Source organism: Luoshenia tenuis (assembly GCF_014384745.1).
Classification (GTDB): domain Bacteria; phylum Bacillota; class Clostridia; order Christensenellales.
The window spans coordinates 445,867-470,981 of record NZ_JACRSO010000001.1 but is presented as its reverse complement, the minus strand read 5'-3'; the positions used below and the strand labels follow the sequence as shown (position 1 = coordinate 470,981).

Sequence of the window (25,115 nt, the reverse complement as noted above, 5' to 3'; positions counted from 1 at the left end):
AATAATGAAAAAGACTATGGTAGGGGCAATGGCCCTGGCGCTTAGCGCGGCGATGTTGCTAACCGCCTGTACAGCGCAACAGAGCAGTCCGCCGACAGGATCTACGGCGGCAGAGAACACGTCTTCAGCCGTGCAGGAGAATACAGAGCCCGTGACCCTTGCATTTTGGGATATGAACTGGGGTTCATCCAATTACCCTGCTGCTGCGGAAGCGTTGGCCAAAAAATATACAGAAGTAGCCTCGAACGTAACCGTCAATTACACCAGCGTGCCATGGGGTAACTGGTTTGAAACATATTCGACCGCTGTGGCTTCCAACGGCGCGCCAGATGTGGCTACGGGCGGCGGATACATGCCTTTCCAGTTTGCGGCAAGTAATGAAACGGCCGACCTGAAGTGGATCTATGACGAGTGGAAAAAGGAAGGTACGTTGGACGATTTTCTTGAAGATGATATCGAATACTGGAATTGGAAAGGCAAGTACCTGGCTATCCCTTCGGATAAAGACTTTAGAACTATGTTTATCCGTAAGGACTGGATGGAGGAAGACGGCGTATCCATGCCCAAGACCTGGGACGACGTGTACGAAGCGGCTAAAGTTTTTGACCGACGCGGTAGCGATGTTTATGGCCTCTCCCACGGTGTGACGGGTAGCGGCAATGGTATGGTATTTATGCACTTCCTGGGGGCCAACTATGGCGGCATTCTGTATGATAAAGATGGAAATGCTACCGTCGATACCGAAGGCACTTATGTGATTCAAAAATTCCTGCGCAAACTGAAGGACGAAAAACTTGTGCCCGAAGGCATCGAGAACTATCAAGGTGAGGACGCCTCCAAATTGTTCGGCGCTGGGAAGGCGGGCATGTTTATCGGCAATAATAGCCATTTGCGTGATTTTTATACCGCCGGTATGACAAAAGATCAAATCTCTGTTGTCCCGCCGCTGACAGCGCCCAACGGCAACAGTTATTCTGCCGTCAGCCGCAATGGGCAAATGGTTTTTGAAGCCTCTGCGAATAAGCAGACGGCTATGGAGTTTCTCAAATGGTTCAACGAGAACAGCGAGATCCTCTGGACGGAGGGCGAGCGCAACAATATCCCCGCGAGGATCAGTATCCAGAATAACGATATGTTTAAGGATGATTTCCGCACCGAGGTCATTAAAACCTATGCCCCGGTAGGCCATCAGTTCCTTTGGCCGGTCACCCACGGCATTCCTACCGGCTCCTATGTTGAGGGGCAGAAGATCGACATGCAGATGTTGCAGGGCGCCTACACCATGAGCGATGATGATTTTAAGGCGCTGTGCCTGAAAATCAAGGCCGACCTGCAAGAAAATATCGACAATATGGATCAATAGGTTCAGGCTTATTGAAAGACCTGGTTAAACCAAAGCAGAGGGAAAAGGGACGCGGCGGGCAAGGCGTCGCGTCCCTTGGCCTGCCGCGGTGGAATAGAAACGAACCAAACAAACGGGGAGGAAAAGGACATGAAGATCACAATTTGGAACGAAAACTGGCAGGATCGGTTCCAGGACGACGTCAAGGCGGCTTATCCGGAGACGATCCACGGAGCCATCGCCAACTTTTTAAAGGCGCGGGGAGATAAGGACTGGGAGATCCGCATCCGTACCATGGATATGGAAGAGTGCGGGCTGAAGCAGGAGGACCTGGACGATACGGACGTGATGCTGTACTGGGGGCATTTAAAACATAAGGAAGTGCCCGATGAGTACGCCCTGCGGATCGCCGAGCGGGTGCACCAGGGGATGGGGCTAATCCTGCTGCACAGCGCGCACGCCTCCAAGGCGGCCAAGTACCTGATCGGCGGTGGCCACGGGTGCGGGCTGACCTGGCGGGAGGACGACGAGCACGAGCGGGTGTGGACGATCGCACATAATCACCCGATCACCAAAGGGATTCCCCAGGCGTTTGTGGTACCGGCGGATGAGACGTATGCGGAGCCCTTCCATATCGATACGCCCGATGAGCTGATCTTTATCACCTGGTATCCCGGCGGCGAGGTGTTCCGCAGCGGGATAGCCTACAGGCGGGGCGCCGGCAAGGTGTTTTACTTCCAGCCGGGACACGAGACCTTCCCGATCTATCGCGAGCAAAAGGAAGTGCAGGACGTGATTATGAACGCGATCCGCTGGGCAGGCGAGGGGTGCAGCCATTACGAGTTTATCAATGATAACGGCAGATCCCACGGCACCCGCATCGAGCCGTAAGGGCAGGAGAGGCAAAAGCCCCATGACAGGTGGAAGGAGAGGTAAAATGTCTTTGAAGTTAGGCATCATCGGTTATGGAAAGATGGCGTCGGGCTGGCACGCGAAGATCCCCACACAGCTGCCGGAGGTGGACCTGGTGGCGGTGCACGACATCGACCCGGAGCGGGTGGCGGCGGCCAGGGCGGACGGGTACCGGGCGTACGACAGCCTGGGGGATTTTTTAAAGGATGAAGAGGTTAACTTTGTATTGGTGGCCACGCCCAACGACTTCCACAAGCCACTGGCGATAGCGGTGATGGAGGCGGGGAAGAACGTGATGGTGGAAAAGCCGGCCACGCTGAGCGCCCGGGACTGGGAGGAGATGATGGCGGTATCATCCCGCACGGGCAGGGTGCTGACCGTGCACCACAACCGCAGGTGGGATTTGGATTACCAAACGGCCAAAAAGATCATTAGTGAGGGGTTTATCGGCAAACCCCATGCCATCAGCTCTACCTATCAATTATGGATGCCCGGCCGCAAGCTTTCGGGCCTGCGCTGGCGGGATATTCCGGAGCACGGGGGCGGCCTGTTTTACGACTGGGGGGTGCACCTGTGCGACCAGCTGTTGAATTTGTACCCGGAAGACCCTATCGTATCGGTTTATATGCAGATGCGCAAGATCCATAAAGATTATGTGGATAATTTCAGCAAGCTGGAGATGCAGACCCGCAGCGGATTGCTTTTGGAAATGAATCTGGATGGATACGCGACCGATTGGCTGCCGCGTTGGCGGCTGTATGGCGACCTGGGCGTGGCGACGATTGAGGATTTCGGCGGCAAGCTTGGGAAGATCACCACGATCAACTACGGCGCAGCCCAAAAAAACGACTCGGATGGCATGCCTGTCGAGGCGGCGCTGCCTGTGATTGCGGTCAAGGATGGGATCACTTCCGCGCCGGAGGGCGAACTGCAGCGCGATTCTAAAGGCAGCGCGCCCTGGGTGGAGCTGTATCGCAACCTAGCGGATGTGGTGGACAACGGCGCGGAGTTGATCGTCAAGCCCGAACAGGTGCTGCGCACCATGAAGCTGCTGGACGCGGCGTTCCAGTCCGCAAGGACGGGAGAGGTGATCCACACGGATATTTAGTAAAGAGAAGCGGCCCTGATAGAATCCCTTTAATCTATCAGGGCGTGTTCCCCCTCATCATGCGGTCGCTTCGATACGGCCGCAGACCCAGGGCACGGCGGCAAGGCCGTGCCCTATTTTTTATAAAAGTGTGATGCGGCTGTGGCCCAATAAAAAAACTAGCAGGGGTATTGATGTGGCACAGCCGCCCCAAACGCGCATTGAAGCGTATTGCAAAGCGCAAACGTAAAGCTTACGGAACCCGCCTTACGTTACTTTAAGTACTTCTCCAGAGCCAGATAATCTCCGCCCGGCGGCGTAAAGCCCAGGGCGCGGTAGAGTGGCAGGCCCATAGGGGTAGCCTTGAGGTCTACCCGGCAAATGCCCCTGGCTGCCGCGTCCAAAAGCAGGTGCTGCATCACCGCGCGTGCCAGCCCCTGGCGGCGGAAAGACGGGCGGGTGTACACGTTTAGTACTGTGCCGGTCAATCCAGTAGGGAAAGCGGGGCTGTAGGGCTTCTCGCTGACGAGCAGCAGCGCGATGGCCGCCGTCTGCCCCGCATCTTCGGCCAGGTAGGCGTGCAGGCAACTGCCTAGGTTGCGGGCAAAATAGCCTGGCAGCGTTGCCTGCAGCGCCGCCTCTTGTGCCTGCGTTAATGGCCCCAGATCCTCTTGCAGATAGGCGCGCCGCAACGCCACCAGTGTTGGTATGTCTGCTTTTTCCGCATTTCGTATCAGCATAAACGCTACCCCCTTAGACAATATTATACGCCTATTTCACACCGCGGGGCTTTAAATAAGCAATAGAGCTTTAAAAAAAGCCGCGATTTATGGTACAATGGACGCTGGTGTCCTATCTATTAAACTTCATTTGGAAAGCGGGAATTTCAACGCATGGAACAGAGAATCGGCGCGCCATTTTATCGTAAGTTCTTCCGCATCTTTATCGTACTGGTACTACAGAACATCGTGACCTTGAGCGTAAACCTGGCGGATAATATGATGCTGGGCGCTTATAACGAGGCTGCGCTTTCAGGGGTCGCTGCGGTCAACCAGATCCAGTTCGTCTACCAGCAGCTGCTGATGGCCTTTGGCGATGGGCTGGTGATCATCTGCAGCCAATACTGGGGCAGGCGCCAGACCGAACCGATGAAAAAGATCGCCTCGATCGCCATGTGGGCCGGGTTGGGGCTGGCCGTATTGCTGTTTGTGCTGGTCAGTTTCTTCCCCCATCAGGCGGTGGGCATCTTTACGACCGATGGGCCCATCATCGCCCAGGGCGTCGAATACCTGGCGATCATCCGCTTTACCTATCTGTTTTTCGCCGTGACGCAGATCTTGCTGGCCACGCTGCGCAGCGTGCAGATCGTCAAGATCGGCTTCTACCTCTCGGTGATGACGCTACTGGTCAACTGCTCGATCAACTATGTGCTGATCTACGGTAATTTCGGCGCGCCGGAGATGGGGGCGGCGGGCGCGGCTATCGGCACGCTGGTGGCCCGCATCCTGGAAACGGCTGTGGTGGTCCTTTATGTGCTGCGGCATAACGAGCAGCTGCGTCTTAAACTGCGGGATTATTTCCACTTTGATAAGGTGCTGGGACGGGATTATTTTAAGACCACCCTGCCGCTTTTGATCGGCTCCGGACTGTGGGGGCTGAATACCGCCATGCAGACGGTGATCCTGGGGCACATGACGGCGGCGGCCATCGCGGCCAACAGCGTGGCCTCCAATATCTTCCTGATGGTCAAATCCATGGCGGTAGGCGCCTCGGCTACGGCGACCATCATCATCGGCAACGCCATCGGCGAGGGTAATATCGACCTGGTCAAGCGCTATGCCAAGGTGATGCAAAAGCTGTTTTTAGGTATCGGCGTATTCTCGGGCATCCTGCTGTATCTCATCCGCGTGCCGATCTTAAGTTTTTACGAGCTCTCGCCCGAAACCATGGAGATGGCCAACAACTTCTTATTGATCTTAAGCGTGGTGGTAGTAGGGATGAGCTACCAGATGCCCACCAACGGCGGCATCATTCGCGGGGGCGGGGATACGGCCTTTGTGGTGAAGATGGACCTGATCAGCATCTGGGGTATCGTCATCCCGCTTTCGCTGATCATGGCGTTTGTGGTGCAGGCCCCGCCGATTGTGGTGGTGTGGTGCCTAAATGCGGATCAGCTCTTTAAATGCATACCGGCCTATATCAAATGCAACCATGGCCACTGGATTAAAAAACTGACCCGGGATTAGAAAAGGACGCCGGGCGATAGGGCTAAAAATGAAGGACGGATCGATATGATCCGTCCTTTTTTGCTGCCTTTTTTATCGTACTACCGCGCATCCCCCAGGAAAAAGAGGGCTACCGTGCCCGGCCCGGAGTGGGTGCCGACCGCCACGCCGATATGGTTGACGATAAAGGTCTTAGCGGCGGGGAATTTTTCCATCACCATCTGGCGCACATACTCGGCATCCTGCTGGCAATCGCCATGGCTGATAAAGACCACGCTGTTATCCCAGTTGCCCGAGAGCTTGACCATGTTGTTCACCAGCTCTTTAAGCGAACGTTTGCGCCCCTGTACTTTATAAAGGGGGATCAGCCGTCCCTCGTCATCCACGTGCAGCACGGGCTTGATGTTGAGCACCGAGCCGGCCATGGCTGCCGTGCGGGATACTCGGCCGCCGCGGTACAGGTGCATCAAATCGTCCACCGTGAAGTAGTGGCACAAATGCCCCTTGGTATCTTCCACATATTGCGCTACCTCGTCAATGCCCATACCGGATTTCTGACGTTGGCGGGCGTAGTAGACCATCAGTCCCTCGCCCAGAGAGGCACAAAGGGTATCGATCACGATGATCTTACGCTCCGGATAGCGCTCTTTAAGCTCCTCAGCAGCCAGACAGCAGCTGGCATAGCAGCCGCTAAGGGCGCTGGAAAAGCTCAGATGCAATACGTCCTTGCCCGCCTTGAGGTACGCCTCAAAGGCTGCGGTGGCCTGGACCGGGGTGATCTGCGCGGTCTGGGGCATACTGCCCGCGCGCACCTTGGCATAAAACTCCGTAATGGGGAGGTTGACGCTGTTTTGATCGTAACTTACGCCATCCAGCGTATAGGGGATAAACAGTACGCCGATGCCGTTTTCACGGCAGAATTCCTCCGGCAGGTCGGCGGTGGAATCCGTAGTGATGACAAAAGGCGCGCCATGGTTTGCTTCCATCTCATCTGACTCCTTTAGGTAGGATATGGCGGTTTACGCCGCCTGTTTATCTCATTATACCGGCTTTTGCCTTAAATTGGAATACCCGGCGGGCAACTTGGGGTTCTCCGGACGGGCTGCATGTGCGGCTGGAGGGAAAAGAAAAAACCCGCCCATGGAGACCACGGGCGGGTTTTGGGGGCCTTGGCTTATTCGGCCAGGCCGTACTCTTTAACGTTGTAATAGGAAGCGCGCAGGCTATCCATGGGGGAGAGCTGGTTCATGGCATCCTGTTCCATAATGCCCCAGGTCAGCCCAAACTCCAGCGCCGCCTTCATGCAGCCGCGGATATCCACCACGCCGCTGCCCACAGAGGTAAAGGCGCTGTGGTAACGCTCGTTCCAGGCCGTGCGCAGCGGCGCGTACTGGAAGTCTTTCAGGTGCAGGGCGTGCAGGCGCGGGCCCCACTCATAGATGATACGAACCGGGTCAGCCCCGCCATAGGCCACCCAGGCCACGTCCAGCAGCACCTGCAAATCGTCGGTATTGCGCATCAGGATGTCAAAGGCCGGAAGGCCGTCAAACACCTGCTTAAACTCGGGCGCATGGTTGTGGTAGCGCAGGGTCAACCCCTCTTTTTTCAGCGCCGCGCTGGTCTCGGCCAGCACATCCACATCCTTCATGAAGCCGTCAAAGGTCACATGGCTATCGCGGCCGCGGTGGCCGTTGAGGATGGAACAGGCATAAACGCTGACGTTGTCCACACCCAGCTTAGCTGCTTTCTCGGGCAGGCCGGCGATGCCGTTGTTGGTCAGGTAGTCGATATCGGTAGAGACCGTCAAGGGCTCTAAGCCGATGTCGCGCAGGCGTTTGATCTTGTCAAGGCCATCGGGGTCATCCAGCATACGGCCGGCGCCCTCCATGCCCTGGTAGCCTACGTCTGCCAGAATTTTGGCGTTCTCCCAAAAGTCGGGCTGATCAGGCTGGATATAACCTACGAAACCGATCTTCATCTTCTTATCCATCGTGTAGTCCCCTCCTTAATAAATTGAGTGATAACTCCCCGCTTCCAAGTTTAATCGGTGAGCAACACCCTGTCAATAGGAACATTTTTAAATAGAGTGCAAAAACCTTCCCGGGAGGGCTGCACGCGGTCTATTGGCCCGGGGGACGGGGGCTAACGGAAAAGTTCGCCTTCGTGCAATGGAACGCCCGCCTTTCGCAGGGCGGCTTGCAGTACAGGCACGGATAGCGCTGCAAAATTCCCAGTCAGCGCCGCGGCAGTGCCTGCGGCCTGCCCGGTTACCGCGCAGGCCGGGATCACCCGGGAGATATCCCACATGGCGTCCGTCACGCTGATGCAGCGCCCGGCGCTGCACAGGTTGGCGATGCGGTTCCCATATAATGTACGATAGGGGAGCTCGTAGACCGGCCCGGGCTTTCGCCAGTCGCCGATCATGCCGATGCTGTCCTCAAAGGCGGTGTGCATCTGCGCATCGTCCAAAGTATAGGCGCCGTCCAACCGGCGGGTCATGCGCACCTGCGGGGTGGTGGCGATGTTGGCCAGGGCGTGATCTGGGCTAATGCCGCCCTTTGAAAGAAAATCGGCCAGGATATTGGCGTGGGAGGCGCAGGTCAGCTCGCTGAGTTCCTGTGCGTCAAGACCGGTATAGCGCCGCCCCTTTTCCGCCTCGGAACCGGGTTGCTTATACTTATCCGGAATGTCGGCAAATCCCAGCATGCGCAGGGCAAAACGGCCACCTGTATGCTGGAAATACCAGGAAGCCAGCACGTTGCCTTGGGCGAAGGTGGCGGTGTGCTCGCCTGCCAGGTGGCAAAGGTCCGCATCGCCGGAAGCGTCGACAAACGAACGGGCCAGGATGGCGGACCGGCCGGACTTGTTCTCGATGAAAAGGGCTTTGATCCGGCCGTTTTCTACCTTTGCGCCGCACACGGAGGTGCCGTAGAGCAGGGCTACTCCCTCCTGGAGCAGTTGCTGCTCGCAAAGAATGGCAAACAGGTTGGCGTTGAACTCTGCCTCAAAGCGCTCCCCAGCCCGGGCCTGAGGGCTACCGCCTTCCAGCCAGGCAGGGCAGAAGTATTGGCTGTGATGGTCGCCTGCTGGCTCATAGCCGTGGCGCACGGAAAGGCGCAGCAGTTCCTCGGCCAGCCCGAAGCTGACCTGGCGGCCCATCCCATCGCAAAGCGGGAGATAGATGGCGATCAGCCCCGCCGTGGCCAGCCCGCCCAGCAGAAATTGTTTCTCGATCAGCAGGGTTTTAGCGCCCTGCCGCCGGGCGGCCAGCGCCGCTGCAATGCCTGCAATGCCGCCGCCTACGATCACTACGTCGTACTCTCCGGAGATGGGGACGTCGCGGGAGGGTTCGGGGATGGTGTGCGCCATAGTAATACCTCCAAAACAAAAGATAAATCTGTTCGTTATCCTACTAGTATATAGTAAAAAGTGCGATTGGGCTATAAGCCGGTAGCAGTAAAGAAGATGAGGATTTTTATGCATTTAGACGCTGCAAACAAACTGAGAAACCTGAAATAACCAAATGCCAAAAAGCCCTGACGAAGCAGGACGTTTGTTTTCGCATAGAATGGCTAGAGAGAGTATAATCAAATACAAAATTAAGAGAAAGAGCGGTGCATTTCTACCTTTTTACTTTCTTTGCCCTCCTTTTTCTGATCGTTTGCAGAATTATTTGGTATAATCCAACAAGGGCGCAAAAGTACATGAAAATTCCGAAGAAAAGAAATCCAGTCGCCTCCTGTTCTAGTTTTTCGATTGTTTCATCAAAACGCAATAATATGGCCGTTTCATTGGCTAGTTCGACGATGGTGTTGCTATTTGGATGAATCAGTAACGAAATATTTTCGTGTACCTTTAATTCAGAAAGGGCATTTAATAGTTCTGTGTTTATGGATACGATATCTATAAAATACCTTCCGCCATTAGAGCAATCAATTCTAATTTCTTTTTTCTTACTTGGAAGATATTTGGGCCGTCCCTCATCATATGCAACGAACTGTGTTTCAAAAGATTTGCATGCCTCCCGTTCGATCGGTTTATTCCAAAATTGCATACCGAATGTAGCGACAGTGCCAAGTAGAACCCCAATAATTAAAAGTCCAATGGCTGCACCGAAAGATAGTGGTCTCCTTTTCATTAAAAGCCTCTTTTCATATTGATGGATGAACAAACGGCATTAATCTATTTTCGAATTATATCGTATAATTATAACATTTTTAAGCGAGACTATAAAACAAAACGCCCTACTTTTTGTAGGGCGTTTTGTTTTGGCACCTCCGAGGGGATTCGAACCCATCAAAAAATCGATAAAACCGCTGATATAACTAGGTGTTGTTGCTGCCGTGTGATAAATCGTGTGATATAGTGCTTGCAAAGTGCTTATTTACTTGAACCCCAAACTGTATAGATTTTGCGTTCATGGTGCGTTGATATACTTGTTGCAGCATATAGTCGGTTGCATGTCCCATGCGCTCTGCCGCGTATTTGTTAGGGATATTAAGCGCCAACATTACAGAGGCATAATAATGGCGCAGCCCATGGAAGGTAAATCCAAGCCCCAAGCGCTTTTTGATAAAGCGGAATTTGTCCGTTATCTGATCCGGGGTTAAGTCTACAATAGGCTTGCCGTCCTTAACCCTTGCTACCATCCTATCCATTACAATGCCCGGGACCTCCAGAATTCGATCGCCAGCATATGATTTCGGGGCCTTAATAACCCACTTGCGATCCTTGTCCAAAACCATAGCTTGTTTGATATGTATAGTGTTCGCTGCCGGATCTATATCAGATAAAGCGCTGATCTCGCTCCTCCTTAACCCTGCACATCCTGCAAGCAGGACAGGTATTTCCATATCCGTTCCCACAACATCTTGCAGCAGCCTGCTAAATTCGGCTTCTGTCGGGATTGTAACCCACTGTTTTTGCTTTTTGGGTAAATCTACACGTATGGCAAAATCTGGCCTATAAACCGCCATTGTAGCGGTTAGGAGGCCAAACACATTGCGTACTGTTTTAGGTGAGTGACCAGCTGATATGCCGTTGATCCATATTTGCAAATCCTCGTTGGTTACCTTGTAAATGTCAAGGCTTTTAATAGTATTAAAATAATTGTTTTTGTCCTTGATGTATCCTGCAAGCGTTGTAGGAGATATTATATTGGTTTTTGCATCAATATAGCGCGTTACTGCCTCATCTATGGATAGCTTTTTGTTACCCTTGCTTTGCGCTTTGCGATCTAGCCTATATTGAGCCGCTAAAAAATTGGCCTCGTCCGCTGTATCCGCCGTAAAAGATTCGTATTTTGGCACCTTTTTGGTGCTACCATCCGGTTGCACTACAATCTCGCTATGGCTGTACACCTGTACCCGCCACGCGCCACTAGGCAGTTGTTTAGCCTTTGCCATAATTAGTCACCTCATTTACAGCAATAGGGGCATGGTTTATATCCTTGCGCTTTTGCATTTTCAGAATTAAATACAAGAATGCTACCACCAGTAATTAAGTGATTGCAACCGTATTTGTGGTAGGTATTGCTCCCTTTCCCGATAAAAACTGCATACCAATCCAAGGCGTTCGCTTTCGTTTGCAGTGCTTCTACTTGCCCTTGGTAGCTATATATAATACTTGACTTACTGTCGACGTCTTCTTTAAGTCTGGATATTTTATCTGCCTGTATGTCAATCGTTTTCTGCAAATCATCAAGCTTATCTAGCTGTTCGTTATATGCGTTTATCCATAGCTGGTTGTTACTGCATTGCAATATAATAACAATGGCTAATACAATGCATATAACAGGCGTAAAAACACGCCAAAATAGCTTTTCGTTGAAGTATGGGTATTGCTTGCCACAGCCAGTGCATTTTTTCGTTTCTGTGTCAATTTGGCTGCCACAGCGCTTACAAAACCTTGATACTTGCCTGAAAGTATGTGGCTTTTCGTTCTGCACGGTTAAGGTTTTAACGTTAGGGTGATTCTGTATCCGCTGTTTCCCTTTGCCGCTATTTGCAATAAGAGCAATTCCGCCCAGCAGGAGTAAAATATAAATGAGACCCATCGGAGGGATACCTGTTTTCATGTATCCGCCAATCCAAGCTAATGCATCAAAAACAATCATAATGATTCCAGCAATTTTCATATTTAACCCTACCTATCACTAATTATCATGTGCATAATCAAAATCTAAACCGCCATTGCGGTAATCATCTATTGCATCTCCGTAGCCAATATTCCAACCTTCAATTTCTCCATCAACCGTACCATATGCGTCACCCTACCAATATAAAGTTGTAATGTAGCTACCTAAAACTTAGCTCTTAGCTCCATAACCCTGCCAAGAATCTTAACAGGAAGAGAATCAATATCCGCTTGTGAGTATAGCATCGGGGCAAAAGCCGTATTAAACGGGATTAGATAAATCCCGTTTTGAACTATCTTAACCTTTTTAACGGTAGCCGAATCACCATTTACCAGTACAACGGCAATATCTCCATCTTCGACAGTATCTTGTTTCCGTACAATAACTACATCTCCGGTTTTCATGACAGGGAGCATCGAATCGCCTTTAATGCGTAGGCCGAAGAACTCACCGGACTTTGCCATTTCGTTGGGGATTTCCTCGTAGTCAACGATATCCTCAATAGCGTCAATCGGAATACCGGCAGCAACATCCCCAAGCACAGGTATCCAGCGTCCCTTCGATGATTGCAGCGCTGCGCCGCGGAATGGTTCATCATCTCGGCCCAGCAAGTAATCTACAGATACGCCAAAGTAAGACGCTAGCTTTTGCGCATTTTTAGTTGATGGATCTTTACGCCCGGCCTCCCAATCGCTTATAGTAGGTTGCCTAACCCCAATATCTATTGCCAGTTCCTTTTGTGGTTTATTCGCTGCCTCGCGTAGCGCTCTTATTTTGTTCATTCGCGATTCACCTCTTTTCAAATATATTTTATAGCTATATCTGATAAAATTCAATTTAAAAAAAATAGCAAATAGCTATTGACATTATAGCTGTATAGAGTATAATATAGCTATAGGCTATTCGAAAGCGATAAAACGAGGTGATGACATGAACTTAAAAGCTATCCGCAAGCAGGTCGGGTTAACACAAGTGCAGCTTGCTAAAAAGATTGGAGTTTCCCAGCCGACTATTGTTGCGTGGGAAAAAGGCGATAGCCATCCTAAAGTAAACCACCTATTGGCTCTGTCCGAAGCGTTGCATTGTACAACTGATGAGCTGTTAAAGGCGGGGTAAATCGATAGAAAGGAGAGATCACGATGCCGAGGGTTAAACCACTAACGCAGGCGCAGGAACAGGAGAGGGCGCGCCAGCAGTACGCAAAGCGTATCCCGTGCAACATTGCTTACTACATGCAGCGGGCAGGGATACGGTCGCGCCGCCAGTTAAGCGCTAAATTAACCACCATGAGCAGATCAACCTTTGACGAGCGCATGAACAGGCCAGAGAGATTCATTATTGCAGAAATGATAGATGTAGCGCGTCAACTGGGTGTAACACTCGAAGAACTAACAGAGGATAAAGAAGTAAGGAGGGTAGCAATATGAATGAATTTTTGTCGGGCATATGTTTTGGGGTTGCCGGTATGGCGTTGCTGGTGCTGCTAGACGGCATAGCCCGCAAGCTGATCGCCAGGGCGAGGCGCAGACACACAAAGCAACACCGAGGACCAGCACGACTACAGACGGTGAGAGAAATGCAGGGGATAACCAACCTGAGAAAGGAGGCAAGGTGATGAAACGTCTTACACAAGAGCAATTAAACAGCATGATAGCGGCCCACGCAAAATGGTTAGCAGAGGACTCGGACGGGGCAAGGCTTGATCTATCCGATTGCGACATGCGCGGGGCCGACATGCGCTGGGCCGACATGTGCTTGGCCGACATGCGCGGGGCCGACATGCGCTGGGCCGACATGTGCTTGGCCGACATGCGCGGGGCCGACATGTGCGGGGCTAACATAGACTATTCCGTGTGGCCGCTATGGTGTGGCAGTTTAGGCGTTAAGGTCGATAAGCGCCTAGCAGCGCAGCTCGCATACCACTTTTGCCGGTTAATATGTGACGATCCAGAGGTTAAGACAGCGCAACGCGCGATAGCAGGCCTTGCAAATCAATTCCATCGGGTTAACGAGTGCGGGAGGATAAACTGCAATGACTAGCTACAAAGAAAAATCGCCCCGGCTGCTGGCACAGACCATGGGCGAAGAATCGAAACTATACGCCATTAATATAACACACGGCCCAGAATTTTACAATATTGAAGCGCTAGACGATTGCATTTTTATTTTAAATTGCCAAATTGAAGGGCTTGAAAAAGTGACGGAGGGGTCTTTCTTGGGCACGATGGCTACACAGCAACGCGGGAAAATATGCGATGAGCTTTTAACACAAGCCCGCGAAGAGCGTGATGAACTGTTAGCCCGGCTTGCTGAACTACGTGAACAGGCAGACGCGCAAGCGCTTGAAGATGAGGCGGAACGGCTAAACGAGTATTGGGGGGCGGTGTTATGAAATACCTAGAAGATTGGTGCGGCAGCGCAGAACAGGAACGCGGCGAGGATATAAACGCCATCATGGATGATCTGGAACACGGGCACTTCCCGGTTCCATGCGCAAGGGGTGTTTATGACGAATGATCATAACCAATGAAGAAGGATACCCGCAGGCCCTCGTTGATGCGTGCCAATCAGATTATGAACTCGAACCAAACGAATGGCGCGTTACCAGCCTGCTAAAAGGGCCGCGAGAGGCGATATTAGAACGGCGGCACAGCCATGAAATCACACGCGATGTATCCGATATGATTTGGTTGTTGTTCGGGACATCCGTTCATAGCTTGCTGGAGCGTGTTCCGATTGGCCCGCTTGAGTTTCGGGAGGAACGGATAAAAATACCAATTGGCGGTTACGTCTTATCTGGTAAGTTCGACAGCTACGATGCGGGGGAAAAGCTTTTAACGGACTATAAAACGTGTTCCGTTTGGCAGATCATCAACAAGCGTTTTGACCACTGGCGGCAACAACTACTGATATATGCCTGGATGCTTGAGAAAATCGGCTTTGAATGTAACCAGGCTAGGGTAATGACCCTTGCGAAAGACCACCGCCGATCACTGGCCAAGTTTGAAAAGGGCTATCCTCGCAAGCCGGGTCAGGCTATCCCATTTACGTTTAGCAAAAAGGACTTTGGCGATATCGAGGTATGGTTAATCGAACGGTTTAGTGAGATTGCACGCCTTGAGCAGCTACCAGACGATCAACTGCCGGTATGTACACCGGAAGAACGCTACAACAGCGGAACAAAATACGCAGTGATGAAAAAGGGAAAGAAAAGGGCGGTTCGCCTGTTCGACAACGCCCAAGCCGCACAAGACCATATCGCAAAAGGCAAAGGGGACTTCGTGGAGATTCGCCATGGCGAAGATAAGAAGTGTATGGATTACTGCGTAGCATGCGAGTTTTGCAATTACTACAAGGAGAAGGTGGAGAAACATGTTCAGAGCGCTTGAACCAAGTGAAATCAATGTACGTGTGCAGCAAGTGAAAAAAACGCAAAAAGGCGTAGGCGCACAGCTGCTACTATATAAAGACGCGCGTGTAGACATGGCTTTACTGGATGAAGCCTACGGCCCTATGGGTTGGCAGCGTATACATGATGTTGTAAACGGCAATCTGTTTTGTACAGTTTCCGTATGGGATGCGGAAAAGTGCCGGTGGATTGCCAAGCAGGATGTGGGCACGGAATCTAACACAGAAAAGGAGAAAGGGCAGGCCTCCGACGCATTCAAACGGGCATGTACCAATTTTGGCATAGGTCGGGAACTATATACCGCTCCTTTCATTTGGATCAACCTAACTCCTAAGGAATATGCGGAAAAGAATGGAGCCGTGCGTATCGTGCCATCGGCACACTTTGAAGTTGCTGCAATCAGCTATGAAGAAGTTGGAGGCAGCAGAAGCATTAAAGAATTACACATATGCGATAAAGATGGAGTTATCCGTTATAGCTACCATGCATCTAAAAAGGAGTTACAGGCTCAGAACCCAAAGCCGCAAGTATCTCCCAATACTAATCAGCCTGAACCGCAGGAAATGCTTATCACCAAAGATCAGGCAAAAGAACTGGTCGCGATCACCCGCGCCAAGTGGGGTGACAATGCAGGAGATTTGTTCAGATCCATCACAGGATACGACAGCACAAAGAATGTACCAGCTTTTGCATTCCAGAGGGTCAAAGAAATGCTAGAGGAAGCTGAGAACTATGAATGAGTTGATGGACGAGATCAACCTAAAGCGTCAACAGATGCACGAGGCGCTGCGTCAAATTAAAATTAGAGGCCGTGAAAGAGCACAAACGGAGAAGGATTACAGGGTTGCGCTCCGGGCTGAGTATTTGAAGGAAAGGGACAAGGGAACGCCAGTAACGATTATAAGCGATATATGCAGGGGTTCCCCGTCAATAGCAGCGTTAAAGTTTGAGCGCGATGTAGCCGATTCCCTTTATTTTTCAGCATGCGAAGCGGTAAACGTTTATAAGCGCGAACTAACCATTTTAGAGAACCAGATCAACCGAGAATGGAACAGTTAAAGGAGCAACGGAATGGCAGACAAAAAGAGCTTTATGGTCTATCTGGATTATGAAGGGCCGATTAGTAAACTAAGCGACGCGGAGAGCGGACAGCTTTTTAAGGCCTTGTTTGCGTATGCCTCAACCGGAGTTGCTCCCGCACTAGAAGGAGCAACCGCGATTGCCTTTGAATTTATCCGCGCACAGATGGACCGTGACACAGAAAAGTGGGAATCTGCAAAGCAGGCGCATATAGAAGCAGGCAGACGCGGCGGAAGGCCACGGAAGCAAGAGCCCGAAAAAACCGAACGGTTTTTTGATGGTGCAGAAAAAACCAAATGCTTTTCGGAAAAACCAAATGAAAGCGTAACAGTAACAGTAGAAGATACAGTAACAGTAACAGAAACAGTAGAGGATATTATTACTCCCCCTACCCCCTCTAAGGGGAGAAAGTCAAAAAAGGTTGATCCGTTTGTGGAGTTTGCCGGGGGAGATGCGGAGATGGCAGAGGCTTTGTCAGGCTTTGCAGAAATGCGCAAGAAGATGCGCAAGCCTATGACCGATAGAGCAAAGACGCTTTTGCTCGCCAAACTTGAAAAGCTGTCCCCTGATCGCGCTAGGCAAATAGCGTTACTAGACGAGGCAACGGCTAAGAACTGGCTGTCTGTTTACGACGGCAGCGATTACAACCGGGTTTCACACGCTCCGCCCGGCTCTAAGGGCGATGAATGGGATAGGTTAATAGCAAGCTATGGTGGCTATGACGAAGGAGGGAAAATAATTGACATTACAGAACACGGCTAAGGTCTTAAAGATGCTATGCAAGGCTTACCCGAAAAGCGGGATAATGCCAGACGAAGAAACCGTGCAGCTGTGGAACATGATGCTTGATGATATGGATGATGCGCTTATCATTGCCGCAATAAAGAGCATGATCGCACGCAGCCCATACCCTCCCACAATAGCAGAGGTGCGGAAAAACGCAGTAGAGCTTGCGCGCGGCACAGAAGGGCAGCTAACAGGTGCGGAAGCATGGGGAATAGTGCAGAACGCTATTGGTCGATATGGATACATGCAGCAATCAGAAGCCTTGGCGAGTATGCCGCCTGATGTAGCACAGTTGGTAAAGCGGTTTGGGTGGAAGGAACTATGCATGGAGCCTATCAACACAACTGGCGTAATGCGTGGACAGTTTATCAAGGCCTATGATGCAACAGCCGCTCGAAATAAGGAGCAATTACAGATACCGGCAAGCTTACGCGAAGGGTTCGCGGCACTATCTAACGGCATGAAAATGAAGCAGCTTGAAGGAGGAAAAGACGATGAATAAAGCGTTTATTATCGGGAACCTGACGAAGGAGCCTGATTCAAGAACTACTGGAAACGGAACAGCCGTTTGCAGTTTTACCGTAGCGGTTCAGCGCCGGTTTAAGAATCAAAACGGCGAAAGGGAAGCCGATTTTATCCCGGTTATCACGTGGCGTAGTACAGCTGAAGCGTGCGGGAACTACCTGCACAAGGGCAGCAAAGTAGCCGTTTGTGGCACCATCCAGACGCGCAGCTATGATGCACAGGATGGCGGCAGGCGATACGTGACGGAGATTGTGGCCGATGAGGTTGAATTCCTCAATACCAAAAACGCAGATGCACAGCATGACGAGCAAAGCCAATATAGCCAGATGCGACCCATCGAAGATGATTCTTTGCCTTTTTAGGGTGGTGAAATCGTGAAACAATATTTGCTGGTTATTCCCGGCCAGCTCCCGGGGTTGAACGAGTACACTACAGCTACGCGGTCTAATAAATACGGCGGCGCAGGCATGAAAAGGCAGGCCGAACATGTTGTACAACACGCTATCATGTCAAGCATGCACGGGATAAGGGTAAAAAGCCCTGTTAGGATTCAATACACCTGGTATGAACCGAACCGGAAGCGGGACAAGGATAATATTGCATTTGCAAAAAAGTTTATACAAGATGCGTTGGTGAAAAGCAGGGTTTTAAAGAACGATGGATGGAATGACATAGACGGGTTTAGTGATGATTTCCGGGTGGATAAGAAAAGGCCGCGTGTGGAAGTTAGGATAGAAGAGATAGGGGAGGAATTGAACCATGGGGATGCCGCAGATGTATAGAAAACCACTGGAAGATATGATTAATGCAGGAGCATCATATAGCAAAATCGCCTTATCTTTAGGCGTTGGCAAATCAACGGCGATGCGGTGGGCTGTAGAGATTGGAGCCAACGGCAAAACAAACAATAAATTTAGCAAACTAAATAAATCGCAGAAAGAAAAGTTTGCCGAGATGTTTTGTGGGGATTGCACATATCATCAGATAATGGATGAATTTGGAATATCGGCTGACACTGTTAGGCTGTGGGCGAATAACTTAGGCTTGCCGAAAAAGAAAAGTTCTATTTCGGAAATCCTGACGGAGGATAAGCACGCAGAACTCGAAAAGATGTTTCGTGAAAATGTTCCAATTAGCCAAATAGCATTAGCATTTAATGTTAGCGAGAAAAGGGTTAGATACTGGCGCAAAGCAGCGTTTACCGACTTGCCAAAGCTGCAAGGGACTCCGCCGATGTTCGAAAAACTACCAGACGACGAGAAAGTTGAACTAAAACAAATGTATATTTCTGGAACGCCAATAAAAAGAATCGCGGAGCATTTCAATGTATCAGAATCTACAATCCGCGTTTGGCTAAGAAACATGAATGTTAAGCGCAAGAGAATAAATTATACGTATGAGATACTAACGGAACAGCAAAAACAGAAGTTTGTAGAAATGTATAAAAGTGGCGTGCCATTCTCCAACATTGGAGATGAATTTGGAGTTAGCGGAGATACGGCGCGAAGGTGGGCGAGCCAAAAACTATGTATAGCAGAAAGTGAAAGAGAGTTGACGGGTTCGCGCGCGCGAGTAGCAAGCGTGATAAACGATAAAAGGCGAGCGGAAGATTTTAAAAAGGATTATGAATCCTTTGTTTCGCGCGATAATATGACCGTCAAATATGGAATTACAACGTATGATTTTAAGAAAATCATTCAGGCGTTAAACATTGAAAAGCGCGACAAGAACAAGGTCGAGCAAACCCGGAAGATTGAACTACTCGCGGGTGATATGAAATCCATGTCTAAAGCCGGGAAATCCAATAGCGAGATTGCAAAAGCGCTGGGCGTATCAGAAAAAGATGTGCGAATGCAAATGGGGACAAGCGGGTATCGGAACGATGGCGTTTACGAAGCAAAAAAACTAACTGTTCTACCTGTGGGGGAAAGGGTGTGGGCGATTCAGCCTAAAAACACTAAAAATTTAACATTAAGCTACAAAAAAGTGCCTGTAACAATCGAGAAAGTATATCCCCGGTTCTACGACTGCGTAACCGATAACGGGTATCACGTATCAGTTCAAATTGCTGGGGCAAAGAGGGTTATGCAATAGAGGGGGATTTAGATGGAGAGCCAGAAACTTGCCGACGTGCTGGATTACCTACGAAGCTGTAAATCGACAATGCGGATTGCAATAGATGAACAGCATGAACAAGAAGCCTTAACACAGGATATAGAACACAAGCTTGAACTGGAAAAGCTAACGTATCACGAAACTGCAAAGCTAGGTCTGATGCTAAGAGATGCAAGACAAAAAAGGAGACGGGCAAAAGATCTGGCAGAAATATTGGAACCACTTGTGCTGTGGATCGAAGAAAATGAAACCAGCATCAAAGCGCTAGAACGAACTTTGGGTAAGATGCGAACCAAAGAGAAGAATCACAACCTAAGGCGTTATGCGCCAAGAGTGCTGAACGAGGGGTAAGGAGGCAGGAGAACTATGGCGCGTAATAGGTATCCGGGGTATTGCTACCGCTGCGGTAAATGGGTGGAGCCTGGGTATGGTCACTTTGAAAGATCACACGGACGATGGCTTATAAAATGTGTTAAATGCGCAAGCGGACGCGAGCTGACGGACAAAGACCCGGGGGTAATATGGGCCCAGAGAGCAGTAGAGGAGGAACGCAGATGCAAACAGTTGCAAAATCGGAGGAATCGGAGGCCTTAAAAAAGGCGTTGCGCGCCGAACGGCTGCGGTTTGCGCACCTGTGGGGACTACCGCAGCTTTTTAATGCAGGGGTTTGAGAGGGGGAACAAGCGATGAGCAAATTGAAACCATGCCCGTTTTGCGGGCATAAAGCTATGATCGAAACATGGTCAAGCGGAGGAAGGATGTATATGGCAAAATGCAGCAATCCGGACTGTGGCGTGCCGGACGGCGGATATCCAACAGGCAATGACATGAATAAAGTAATCGATGAGTGGAACAGGAGGGCCAGCGATGAGCAAGTGGATCAGCGTGGATAAACAGCTGCCGGAAAAAGACGGTGCATATCTATGTGTGGTCGAATATTTCAGTGGCCCTCATATTGAAATCATAGACTTTGCCACTAAATTAAGCGACATAGACTCTTATTATTTTAACGGAAAACACAGAAAAGGATGGTTTGAGTTTGATGTAGATGAGTGCACCTATTGGGAGGTACTTACCGTCACCCACTGGATGCCGCTGCCGGAGCCACCGGAGAAACAGACCAACGCAGACCGCATACGCGATATGACGGACGATGAGCTGGCGAAATTTTTGTGCGACCTTAGGTCGTGCGACACAGACGCACATCCGTGCAACAAGTGCAAGGCAGCGCCGTTTTGCCGTCCAGGACACACGGGGATGATCGACTGGCTGCAAAGCCCAACTAATGAGGGGTAAACATGAGCACGATGACAGCTTTCTTAAATGCTTTGCGTTTTGAGGATGAGATAGATATGGATACGGCGGGAGACCTAATGAGTGATGCCGCAGATGTAATAGAGCAGCAGATGGCCAAGATCGAGCGCCTAAAGCGTGAGCGGGATGCGGCGGTGAGATTACTCCCGCGCGAGTGCAGCACATGCCTGTATTGGCATCCAAAGACCAACAAACCATGCCGTTTACCCAAAGGTCAGTGCAGCTGGTTAGGACGCGAGGGTTGGCAATGGCGCGGGCTGGAGGAGGGGCAGCATGAGAAAACAAGATGCGATTAAAATTTTAACGGACGGCGAGTGGTGGTACTATCTAGGGGATACGTGCCCAGACATATACAATCTGAGCGATGCTATAGATTACGCGATTGATGCAATGCATGAGCGGGATGCGCTAAAAGCCGAGATCGAGCAGCTAAAGCATGAGCGGGATGCGGCAATTACTGACCTAAGAATTTGTTGTGGATGTGAAGCATGCAAGTTTCGCTTCAAGCCAGATTGTCTTCATAAAATGTGTATTAATCATAATTATAGCAACTGGCAATGGCGCGGGATTAAGGAGGGCGCGGAAGATGGCTGATTTAATCGATAGAACTGCGCTTGGAATAGGAGAGGCAAATCGAGAAGTGTTTGAAAATCCGGCTTATGCAGACGGATGGAACAGCGCAATAAAGATTATCAAAGCGGCACCTTCCGTTGACGCTGTGCCTGTGGTGCAGTGTAAGGATTGCATCTGGTTTGGGGACAAACATGGGTGTCCTCTTGCGGAGAGCGGATACTTTTTAGTTGGAAGAATGTTACCGCTTGAAAACGACTATTGCAGCTACGGAGAACGGAGGGGAGAAAGATGAGGTTGATTGATGCGGATTTTCTACACAAAGAGATAGGCGCAATGCTTGGACTTCTTGGTTTTAATACTCCTGCGAGTGCAATCTACTGCGTTAAAAGGGTAATCGAGAGGCAACCCACCATCGACCCGGAGAGCCTGCGACCGGTGGGGCGGTGGGTAGATGCAGTTGAGCAGCCGTACTTCCGCAAACATTCCCACACTAAGGTATGTTCAGAGTGTGGGAGAAGGAAAGAAGGACGTTGGGATTTCTGTCCACACTGTGGGGCGAGGATGGAGGTGTAACAAAATGGGTAAAGAACTATTATTTACTCTCAGTAAAGATAACGGGGATTTTATCGTTCAGCCGTTCAAGGGGAGCGGAAAAGGCGGACAAAAGCGAAACAAAACCATGTCCGCGTGTCGAATAATCCACCAGGCAAGTGGAGCTGTGTCGGAATGTCAAGAAGAACGAAGTTTTGAACAGAATCGGAAGAAAGCATTTGAGCGTCTTGTTGAAAAACCTCTATTTAAGACTTGGCATAGATTTGAGGTAGCTAGACAGATGGGGTATATGGATGAAATCGAAGCTAAGGTAGAAGCAGATATGAAAAATATCCGCGTGGAGATAAGGCACAACGAAAGATGGATCGACGAGGCGGAGGTGCAGGGCGATGAATAAGCAAATATGCGGCACGTGCAAGTGGCATAAACACGAGGACATATCGGACGGATGGGTCTGCGTAAACGATAAAAGCGATAACTGTGCAGACTGGACGGGGCATGATGACACTTGCGACGAGTGGGAGGGAATAGGCAAATGAATCCCAATCTTGAAGGATACGACCTAGAAGAAAGCCTAGCTTTTTATAAAAAGCAACTTGAACAGGCCATTAAACACGCAAAACAGGCCGTAACGCGAAACGCTACAGTCGAGGAAATGTCGGCGCTGGGCGCCAAGATGCGGCATCACTGGGTGGCTATAGCCTGTATAAAAATCGCGATACAGAACGGGGGAGGCAAGAACGATGAACACGTTTAAGGTTGGAGATAAGGTGCGGTTTACAGACAATTATTTACACGAGCACTACCCGAGCCTTTTCCCTGAGGCAGGAACAATTTGGAGTTGCAGCGGTACATCGACGCCCTGTACCGGCACATGCTGGCTTTTGTGGCCGATCCGGCAAGCACGGATGATGAGAGCGGGCTGCGACACTACAAGCACATGGCGTGTAACATGGCTTTTATCTGCGATATGATGGCACGGGATAATAAGTAGTTAGACTTGACTAGGGGGAACATATGGACAAGCACACCTTAATGTCGTATCGGGATAAACAGGCAGCTATAAACAATCTCAAAGGTAGAATTGATGAAATCACGGCTGCTTTGGAGCGCGTTACGCCGGTTCCACTCGATACGGCAATTATAAGCCACGGGAAAAGCGGCGATAAAATGGCGGGACTAATTGCGGAGCTTGTAGACACAAGAGAAAAGCTGTGCAAGCAAGTAAAAGCCGCAGAGGAACAAGCCTCGCAGATTGAATGGTTTATTGAATCCATAGAAAATCCAAACCACAGGAAAGTCATGCGATTATATTTTATGGGGTGCTTAACTATGGAGGAAGTTGCGCGAAAATGTAATTATAGCGATAGAAAAGTTATTGATAAAATTATTCGCGCAGAAACAGAAAGAGATAGACAAATAACGACAGGCAATGTGGTATAGTGTAAACAGGCAAAGTGGTCATGTTTCATGATTCTCTCCTTTCTCTAGGCGGTTCATGCCGGGTGCTCACCCTCCGCCCGGCAGACCGCAATTTGTTAATCCGGCCAACAAAGTACGGCGCTCACTATCATGAGCTTTCCGGAAATTAGGCCTTGTATTTAGCGTGAATTATACCCCTCGCAAAACTCAGCTGGGATGAGATGATCTTGTCGTAGGGCGCGACAAGGGTAAAATAAAAAAAGCCCAACAGAAGAAAATCCCACGGAAGAAGCGGCATCAAAAACGATGCTGCTTTTTTCGTACCTTTCGGGAGGCGAAGCGTTGTACAGTAGCGATAAAATGATTATTCATCGGTTATCGGCGGATGTTCCATATGTCAATATATATCCGATAGCTGATGCTCATATCGGTAGCGCAGAGTTCGATGAAAGCCTTTTTAAAACATGGCTGGGCGTCGTTTTATCCGATAGTCTGGGCTATGTGGTAATGGCCGGAGATATGCTCAACAACGGAATCAAGAGCAGTAAAACCAACGTATACGAAGAAGTAATGCGGCCACGAGATCAAAAGGAATATCTTTACGAGAGCTTGCGGCCTATTGCAGAAGCTGGGAAAATCCTGTGCGCAAACGGGGGTAACCACTGTTACCGCAACGTAAGAGAGGTTGACAATGACCCGCTGTACGACGTGATGTGTTGGTGGCGTATAGGGCACCTATATAGGCAAGATGCGTGCTACATGAAGCTATCACTTGGAAAAACGGTCAAGAACCACAGCAAGCCTGTAGTGTACGGAGTTGTTACCGTACACGGTGCAACGCAAAACAAGCACGATAAATGGGCCGCTGGTGTGGATGGCGCAGACGTGATTATTTCAGGGCACACGCACACGCCAGATTATAAGCCAAGATCAAAGATCAAGCTGGATTTACGCAACGACAAAGTTATATTGGCACCCTACAGGCAGGTAGTGTGTCCTCCATTTACCAAGTATGGCGGGTATGCACAGCGAGCAGAGTACCAACCGTTTGCATGCACAGAGATACAACGATTGAAGCTATACGGCAGTCGAAAGCGGATAGCTTTTACAGCAGAAGAAGTATAAAAGATGGGCTAGTGGGATTCGCGTTTATGAAATTGGCACAGGGGTAGGGAGTGCGAACGCGGAAAGGAGTTATTATGGCAAAAGGTAAGAGTAAGCTGTACAAAACACCGGAAGAATTTAAAGCTAAAGCGCAAGAGTATTTTGACCTTTGCGAAAACGGTGTGCCTATGCTGGATGCAGACGGAAATCCGGTGATAGGGAAGTTTGGAATCGTCTATGAAGTATCCCCTAAGCCCCCCAATCAGGCGGGGATGGCCTTATATATGGGCTTTTCTAGCAAGGATGGGATCCGCAAATATAGGGAATATCCCGAATTTAAAGACGTTTGGGCGTGGTGCAACCTCCACATTGAGGCCTATAACAACGAACGACTGTATGACCGGGAAGGTGTGAACGGCGCCAAATTTACCCTTACCAACAATTTTGGTTATTCCGAAAAGCAGGATATTAATATCGGCGGGCAGCCGGATAATAAGTTCAAAGTTGAGATTGAGATCGTGGATGAGGCGTAA

The 25,115-nt window shown here is 50.1% G+C and carries 38 protein-coding genes; 30 read left to right on the top strand and 8 right to left on the bottom strand.

Going from position 1 to position 25,115, the window contains the following annotated elements:
- The first annotated feature begins 4 nt into the window (after positions 1-4).
- From H8699_RS02320 to H8699_RS02310, 3 genes are all read left to right on the top strand, one after another.
- Positions 5-1,363 (top strand): ABC transporter substrate-binding protein, encoded by a 1,359-nt coding sequence (locus H8699_RS02320; protein WP_249284310.1) that lies wholly within the window; start codon positions 5-7, stop codon positions 1,361-1,363.
- 129 nt (positions 1,364-1,492) lie between these two features.
- Positions 1,493-2,233, top strand: coding sequence for a ThuA domain-containing protein (locus H8699_RS02315; protein ID WP_138294819.1), 741 nt, complete (start codon positions 1,493-1,495; stop codon positions 2,231-2,233).
- Positions 2,234-2,279: 46 nt separating this feature from the next.
- Entirely contained in the window at positions 2,280-3,362 is a 1,083-nt protein-coding gene (locus H8699_RS02310; protein ID WP_249284309.1) for a Gfo/Idh/MocA family protein, read from the top strand.
- A 251-nt stretch (positions 3,363-3,613) separates the two neighbouring features.
- On the opposite strand, the gene H8699_RS02305 is transcribed toward H8699_RS02310, so the two are convergent.
- Entirely contained in the window at positions 3,614-4,081 is a 468-nt protein-coding gene (locus tag H8699_RS02305; RefSeq protein ID WP_249284308.1) for a GNAT family N-acetyltransferase, read from the bottom strand.
- Positions 4,082-4,234: 153 nt separating this feature from the next.
- Here H8699_RS02305 and H8699_RS02300 point away from each other — a divergent pair, with 153 nt between their 5' ends.
- Complete coding sequence (locus H8699_RS02300) at positions 4,235-5,587, top strand: MATE family efflux transporter (protein WP_249284307.1); 1,353 nt, start codon at positions 4,235-4,237, stop codon at positions 5,585-5,587.
- Positions 5,588-5,667: 80 nt separating this feature from the next.
- Here H8699_RS02300 and H8699_RS02295 read toward each other — a convergent pair whose 3' ends face one another.
- The 7 genes from H8699_RS02295 to H8699_RS02265 form a co-directional block, all read right to left on the bottom strand.
- Positions 5,668-6,552, bottom strand: a complete 885-nt coding sequence (locus tag H8699_RS02295) for a DegV family protein (RefSeq protein WP_249284306.1) — start codon at positions 6,550-6,552, stop codon at positions 5,668-5,670.
- A gap of 188 nt (positions 6,553-6,740) precedes the next feature.
- Positions 6,741-7,556, bottom strand: coding sequence for a sugar phosphate isomerase/epimerase family protein (locus H8699_RS02290; RefSeq protein WP_249284305.1), 816 nt, complete (start codon positions 7,554-7,556; stop codon positions 6,741-6,743).
- A gap of 152 nt (positions 7,557-7,708) precedes the next feature.
- Positions 7,709-8,935: an FAD-dependent oxidoreductase gene (locus H8699_RS02285; protein ID WP_249284304.1), complete on the bottom strand. Its 1,227-nt coding sequence runs from the start codon at positions 8,933-8,935 to the stop codon at positions 7,709-7,711.
- Between the two features lie 253 nt (positions 8,936-9,188).
- Positions 9,189-9,704, bottom strand: coding sequence for a hypothetical protein (locus H8699_RS02280; protein WP_249284303.1), 516 nt, complete (start codon positions 9,702-9,704; stop codon positions 9,189-9,191).
- Between the two features lie 187 nt (positions 9,705-9,891).
- Positions 9,892-10,971, bottom strand: a complete 1,080-nt coding sequence (locus H8699_RS02275) for a site-specific integrase (RefSeq protein ID WP_249284302.1) — start codon at positions 10,969-10,971, stop codon at positions 9,892-9,894.
- A gap of 11 nt (positions 10,972-10,982) precedes the next feature.
- Positions 10,983-11,702 (bottom strand): hypothetical protein, encoded by a 720-nt coding sequence (locus tag H8699_RS02270; protein ID WP_249284301.1) that lies wholly within the window; start codon positions 11,700-11,702, stop codon positions 10,983-10,985.
- Between the two features lie 164 nt (positions 11,703-11,866).
- Positions 11,867-12,484: a LexA family protein gene (locus tag H8699_RS02265; RefSeq protein ID WP_249284300.1), complete on the bottom strand. Its 618-nt coding sequence runs from the start codon at positions 12,482-12,484 to the stop codon at positions 11,867-11,869.
- Between the two features lie 148 nt (positions 12,485-12,632).
- Here H8699_RS02265 and H8699_RS02260 point away from each other — a divergent pair, with 148 nt between their 5' ends.
- The 26 genes from H8699_RS02260 (at position 12,633) to H8699_RS02145 (ending at position 25,115) form a co-directional block, all read left to right on the top strand.
- Positions 12,633-12,818: a helix-turn-helix domain-containing protein gene (locus H8699_RS02260; RefSeq protein ID WP_249284299.1), complete on the top strand. Its 186-nt coding sequence runs from the start codon at positions 12,633-12,635 to the stop codon at positions 12,816-12,818.
- A 23-nt stretch (positions 12,819-12,841) separates the two neighbouring features.
- Positions 12,842-13,129, top strand: coding sequence for a hypothetical protein (locus tag H8699_RS02255; protein ID WP_249284298.1), 288 nt, complete (start codon positions 12,842-12,844; stop codon positions 13,127-13,129).
- Positions 13,130-13,148: 19 nt separating this feature from the next.
- Positions 13,149-13,742 carry a pentapeptide repeat-containing protein gene (locus tag H8699_RS12575; protein WP_407943989.1) on the top strand — a complete coding sequence of 198 codons (594 nt, stop codon included), beginning with the start codon at positions 13,149-13,151 and terminating at the stop codon, positions 13,740-13,742.
- On the top strand, positions 13,735-14,094 hold the full coding sequence (locus tag H8699_RS02250; RefSeq protein ID WP_249284297.1) for a hypothetical protein: 360 nt from the start codon (positions 13,735-13,737) through the stop codon (positions 14,092-14,094). Before H8699_RS12575 ends, H8699_RS02250 begins: the two co-directional genes overlap by 8 nt.
- Positions 14,091-14,219 (top strand): hypothetical protein, encoded by a 129-nt coding sequence (locus H8699_RS12425; RefSeq protein ID WP_283244112.1) that lies wholly within the window; start codon positions 14,091-14,093, stop codon positions 14,217-14,219. Before H8699_RS02250 ends, H8699_RS12425 begins: the two co-directional genes overlap by 4 nt.
- Positions 14,216-15,091 carry a PD-(D/E)XK nuclease family protein gene (locus H8699_RS02245; RefSeq protein WP_249284296.1) on the top strand — a complete coding sequence of 292 codons (876 nt, stop codon included), beginning with the start codon at positions 14,216-14,218 and terminating at the stop codon, positions 15,089-15,091. Before H8699_RS12425 ends, H8699_RS02245 begins: the two co-directional genes overlap by 4 nt.
- A complete protein-coding gene (locus tag H8699_RS02240) occupies positions 15,075-15,851 on the top strand; it encodes a Rad52/Rad22 family DNA repair protein (RefSeq protein WP_249284295.1) in 777 nt (258 codons plus the stop codon). The genes H8699_RS02245 and H8699_RS02240 overlap by 17 nt, the downstream gene beginning before the upstream one ends.
- Positions 15,844-16,170 (top strand): hypothetical protein, encoded by a 327-nt coding sequence (locus H8699_RS02235; protein WP_249284294.1) that lies wholly within the window; start codon positions 15,844-15,846, stop codon positions 16,168-16,170. Before H8699_RS02240 ends, H8699_RS02235 begins: the two co-directional genes overlap by 8 nt.
- A gap of 12 nt (positions 16,171-16,182) precedes the next feature.
- The gene (locus tag H8699_RS02230; protein ID WP_249284293.1) at positions 16,183-16,953 is read left to right on the top strand and encodes a DUF6291 domain-containing protein; all 771 of its coding nucleotides are present in this window, start codon (positions 16,183-16,185) and stop codon (positions 16,951-16,953) included.
- Positions 16,931-17,479 carry a replicative helicase loader/inhibitor gene (locus tag H8699_RS02225; protein WP_249284292.1) on the top strand — a complete coding sequence of 183 codons (549 nt, stop codon included), beginning with the start codon at positions 16,931-16,933 and terminating at the stop codon, positions 17,477-17,479. The genes H8699_RS02230 and H8699_RS02225 overlap by 23 nt, the downstream gene beginning before the upstream one ends.
- Entirely contained in the window at positions 17,472-17,864 is a 393-nt protein-coding gene (locus tag H8699_RS02220; protein ID WP_249284291.1) for a single-stranded DNA-binding protein, read from the top strand. Before H8699_RS02225 ends, H8699_RS02220 begins: the two co-directional genes overlap by 8 nt.
- Before the next feature lie 12 nt (positions 17,865-17,876).
- Positions 17,877-18,284 carry a RusA family crossover junction endodeoxyribonuclease gene (locus H8699_RS02215; protein ID WP_249284290.1) on the top strand — a complete coding sequence of 136 codons (408 nt, stop codon included), beginning with the start codon at positions 17,877-17,879 and terminating at the stop codon, positions 18,282-18,284.
- Positions 18,262-19,596, top strand: coding sequence for a helix-turn-helix domain-containing protein (locus tag H8699_RS02210; protein WP_249284289.1), 1,335 nt, complete (start codon positions 18,262-18,264; stop codon positions 19,594-19,596). Before H8699_RS02215 ends, H8699_RS02210 begins: the two co-directional genes overlap by 23 nt.
- Positions 19,597-19,608: 12 nt before the next feature.
- Entirely contained in the window at positions 19,609-19,968 is a 360-nt protein-coding gene (locus H8699_RS02205; protein WP_249284288.1) for a hypothetical protein, read from the top strand.
- Positions 19,969-20,303: 335 nt separating this feature from the next.
- The gene (locus H8699_RS02200) at positions 20,304-20,510 is read left to right on the top strand and encodes a Lar family restriction alleviation protein (RefSeq protein WP_249284287.1); all 207 of its coding nucleotides are present in this window, start codon (positions 20,304-20,306) and stop codon (positions 20,508-20,510) included.
- Entirely contained in the window at positions 20,485-20,913 is a 429-nt protein-coding gene (locus H8699_RS02195) for a DUF551 domain-containing protein (protein ID WP_249284286.1), read from the top strand. Before H8699_RS02200 ends, H8699_RS02195 begins: the two co-directional genes overlap by 26 nt.
- Positions 20,914-20,915: 2 nt before the next feature.
- Entirely contained in the window at positions 20,916-21,227 is a 312-nt protein-coding gene (locus H8699_RS02190) for a hypothetical protein (protein ID WP_249284285.1), read from the top strand.
- Positions 21,205-21,525, top strand: a complete 321-nt coding sequence (locus tag H8699_RS02185; RefSeq protein ID WP_249284284.1) for a hypothetical protein — start codon at positions 21,205-21,207, stop codon at positions 21,523-21,525. The genes H8699_RS02190 and H8699_RS02185 overlap by 23 nt, the downstream gene beginning before the upstream one ends.
- Positions 21,518-21,796, top strand: a complete 279-nt coding sequence (locus H8699_RS02180) for a hypothetical protein (protein WP_249284283.1) — start codon at positions 21,518-21,520, stop codon at positions 21,794-21,796. The genes H8699_RS02185 and H8699_RS02180 overlap by 8 nt, the downstream gene beginning before the upstream one ends.
- Before the next feature lie 285 nt (positions 21,797-22,081).
- Entirely contained in the window at positions 22,082-22,453 is a 372-nt protein-coding gene (locus H8699_RS02175; protein WP_249284282.1) for a peptide chain release factor family protein, read from the top strand.
- Positions 22,446-22,595, top strand: a complete 150-nt coding sequence (locus H8699_RS02170; protein ID WP_249284281.1) for a hypothetical protein — start codon at positions 22,446-22,448, stop codon at positions 22,593-22,595. Before H8699_RS02175 ends, H8699_RS02170 begins: the two co-directional genes overlap by 8 nt.
- Complete coding sequence (locus H8699_RS02165; protein WP_249284280.1) at positions 22,592-22,813, top strand: hypothetical protein; 222 nt, start codon at positions 22,592-22,594, stop codon at positions 22,811-22,813. The genes H8699_RS02170 and H8699_RS02165 overlap by 4 nt, the downstream gene beginning before the upstream one ends.
- A gap of 78 nt (positions 22,814-22,891) precedes the next feature.
- Entirely contained in the window at positions 22,892-23,050 is a 159-nt protein-coding gene (locus H8699_RS02160) for a dATP/dGTP diphosphohydrolase domain-containing protein (RefSeq protein WP_249284279.1), read from the top strand.
- Between the two features lie 23 nt (positions 23,051-23,073).
- The gene (locus H8699_RS02155) at positions 23,074-23,499 is read left to right on the top strand and encodes a hypothetical protein (RefSeq protein WP_249284278.1); all 426 of its coding nucleotides are present in this window, start codon (positions 23,074-23,076) and stop codon (positions 23,497-23,499) included.
- Between the two features lie 321 nt (positions 23,500-23,820).
- Complete coding sequence (locus H8699_RS02150; RefSeq protein ID WP_249284277.1) at positions 23,821-24,603, top strand: hypothetical protein; 783 nt, start codon at positions 23,821-23,823, stop codon at positions 24,601-24,603.
- A 74-nt stretch (positions 24,604-24,677) separates the two neighbouring features.
- Positions 24,678-25,115, top strand: a complete 438-nt coding sequence (locus H8699_RS02145; RefSeq protein ID WP_249284276.1) for a DNA-packaging protein — start codon at positions 24,678-24,680, stop codon at positions 25,113-25,115.